Annotated in this window: 3 protein-coding genes and 1 pseudogene; all 4 read right to left on the bottom strand. The window is 72.4% G+C overall.

The genetic code is table 11. The features are described from left to right. A partial coding sequence (locus RH94_RS42220; RefSeq protein ID WP_234425518.1) for a histidine kinase occupies positions 1–632 on the bottom strand: 632 nt, incomplete at its 3' end. Between the two features lie 155 nt (positions 633–787). Further along, positions 788–1675: a DUF5936 domain-containing protein gene (locus RH94_RS03765; protein ID WP_073946219.1), complete on the bottom strand. Its 888-nt coding sequence runs from the start codon at positions 1673–1675 to the stop codon at positions 788–790. 79 nt (positions 1676–1754) lie between these two features. Next, positions 1755–2696, bottom strand: a complete 942-nt coding sequence (locus RH94_RS03760; RefSeq protein ID WP_073946218.1) for a type II secretion system F family protein — start codon at positions 2694–2696, stop codon at positions 1755–1757. Positions 2697–2715: 19 nt separating this feature from the next. Continuing rightward, positions 2716–2881: pseudogene (locus tag RH94_RS42215) on the bottom strand (CpaF family protein); the annotation flags it as partial.

The following is a 2881-nucleotide window of genomic DNA, read 5'->3' as shown; positions in this document are numbered from 1 at the left end:
CCCGCCGAACCCGCCAGGCCGTCGGCGGCCAGGGCCACGCCGTGCAGGGTCTTGGCCACCGAGTCGTGCATCTCCCGGGCCAGGCGGGCGCGTTCGGCGGCGACCGCCTCCGTGACGGCCAGGCGGGCCTGGACGGTGGTCAGGGCCCGGGTGGCCTCGCCGAAGCGGAGGAGGAGGTTGCGCAGGGTGACGCCGGCCGCGCCCGCGATGACGCACAGGCCGGGGAAGAGGACCGACTGGAACAGGTTCGCGGAGAGTTCCTTCGAGGCGGCGTGGACGAGGAGCAGGATCAGCGACTGGAGCGAGGCGAAGACGGCCGCGCCGCGCCAGCTGTAGACGAGGCCGGCGAGGAAGGGCGTGCAGACGCTGACGTAGGCGAGGGTGCTGTCCGGGCCCGCCGCGACGAGGAGCAGGGCACCGAAGAGGGTGTCCAGGGCCAGGAGGGTGGGGTGGCGCAGGAGGAGGGGGCCGAAGCGTTCCCAGTCCCTGAAGAGGACGTAGGAGCCCATGAAGGTGACGACGACCGCGGCGCTGACCAGGCGGGTGGCCAGGCCGGGGGCGGCGTTGAGGAGGGCCGCGGGGGCGGCGAGGGCGATCATCGCCAGGCGGAAGGCGAAGACGTGCCGGCACATCGCCTGCAGAGCGCTGATCTGTAACTTCTCGGGTGGGGGCGGCCCCTGTGGGGCCCCTTCGCCTTCGCCGTCGGTGGCCGTCCGTGCGTGCGGCTGCCGTGCGGTGGGCAGGGCGTGGGCCGGGAGGATCGTGTCCGTCATGTCCGCGTCGCCCCCTACTCGCCCGTGACCGAGCCGAAGTCCACGCCGGAGCCGAGGAGCAGGCCCGCGGTGAGGAGGATCATCGTGGCCGGGACCATGAAGGTGGTGATCATCATGGTGGCCTTGGGCACCGCGCGCGCGGCCTTGCGGCGGGCGTTCTGCGCGTCGGTGCGGCGCATGTCCTTGGCCAGGGAGACCAGGGTGTCGACGATCGGGGCGCCCAGCTCCTCGCCCTGCTGCAGAGCCGTCACGAACATCGCCACCTGTTCGGAGTCGTTGCGCCGCCGCAGCTCCGCGAAGGCCTGGCGGCGGCTCATGCCGAGGTCCATCTGGCGGAGGGTGATGCGCAGTTCGTCCGCCCAGGGGCCCTCGTACCGCGACGCCACCCGGTCCAGCGCCTGGCGGAAGCCCAGGCCCGCGCTCACCACGACCGCGAGCACGTCGAGGAAGTCCGGCAGCGTCCGCTCGATCTCGTCCTTGCGGATGCGGATCGCCGACCAGATGCCGACCTCGGTCCAGAACGCGCCGAAGGCGAGCAGCAGCAGGGCCACGACGTACTGGCCGCGCAGCAGGAACACCAGTCCGCCCACGCCGCCCAGGAAGCCGTAGACCGCGCGCCGGGCCGCGTAGCGGTCGATGGTCAGGCCGCCGGGGTTGCCCGCCAGGTCGATCTTGCGGCGGTACCTGGCCACCAGTTTGGGACCCATCAGGCGCAGTACGGCGGGGGCGTAGCGCATGCCGAGGCGGTCGACCAGCGAGTCCACGGCGCCGGTGCGCGTCGCGCCCACCTCCAGGGCCAGTTGCAGGTCGCCGGGGAGTCGCGCGTCCGCCCGGTACATGCGGATGCCGGCGAAGACGCCCCAGACGCTCAGGCCCGTCACCAGTGCGAGCAGCAGTGCCATTGTCCTGTTCCCTCCTTCCGATCTTTCCGATCCTTCGGATACTTCGGGGCCTTCGGGTCCTTCGAAGGCTTCGGGTCCCTCAGACGTCGATGCGGGACATGCGGCGGATGAGGAGGAAGCCGACCGCGTACAGCGCGAAGGCGACGATCACCGCGGCCTGGCCGAGGGGGGAGCCCGTCATGCGCTCCAGGGCGCCCGCCTTGACGCCGTTCATCAGGAACAGCGCGCCGACGCCGAGCACGGGCACGGCGTACGAGGTCATGGTGACCTGGGACAGCTGGGTGCGGATCTCCCGGCGGGTCTCCTTGCGTTCCTCCAGGGTCTCCGTGAGGTTCCGCAGGGCGCCGACCAGCTGGCCGCCCGCCCGGTTGGCCAGGACCAGGGTGGTGACCAGGACCACCAGTTCCCGCGAGGGCAGGCGCTCCGCCAGCTCGCCCAGCGCGTCGTCCATCGACACGCCCAGCGCCAACTGGTGGGCCACCTTGTCCAGTTCCTCGCCGGCCGGGGCCTCCAGCTCCTCGGCCGCCATGCCGATCGCGGTGCGCAGGGCGAGGCCGGCGTGGGTGGCGTTGGCCAGGATGCGGGCCAGTTCGGGGAGTTGGTTGATGAATTTCTCGATGCGTTTCTGGCGCTGCCAGTTGAGGAACTGCACCGCCGCCCAGACGCCGAGCAGTCCGGCGAGCGGGCCGAAGAAGGGGGCCAGGGCGGCCTGGCCGAGCAGCCAGAGGGCGGCCACCGTGGCGAGCATGTAGACGAAGAACTCGCCGGGGGTGACGTCCAGGCCGGTCGCGGCCAGCTTCAGCTCCAGCCTGCGGCCCGGTCTCGTACGGCGCAGGCGGCGGTCGAGGGCGTGGAAGCGGCGCCTGCGGCCGGTCGTGACCTGGCCGGTCTGCGAGAGCCGGTCGACGAGGGCGGCCCGCTGGGCCCTGCCCGTGGCGTAGGCGTGCAGGCCCGCGACGGCCAGGACGCAGGTCAGCAGCGTGGCGCCGGTGGTGAGGGTGACGAGGGTGCTCAGATCCATGGGGGCGGTTCCTCCCTGTCTACCTGGCTTCTCGGGTGGCCAGCTGGTCCGCGGACCGGGCGACGCCGAAGGCCTGGGAGATCGGCTGGTTCGCCATGTAGAGGCGGTCGGCGGTGCGGCGCGGCAGCGGGTGGTACTCGAAGGCGCCGTGGATCCGGCCGTCGGCCGCCATGGGCCGGGCGGCG

This window comes from Streptomyces kebangsaanensis, from assembly GCF_001906585.1.
Classification (GTDB): domain Bacteria; phylum Actinomycetota; class Actinomycetes; order Streptomycetales; family Streptomycetaceae; genus Streptomyces; species Streptomyces kebangsaanensis.
Note: the sequence above shows the minus strand (reverse complement) of the source record. Positions and strands in the feature narration are given on the sequence as shown.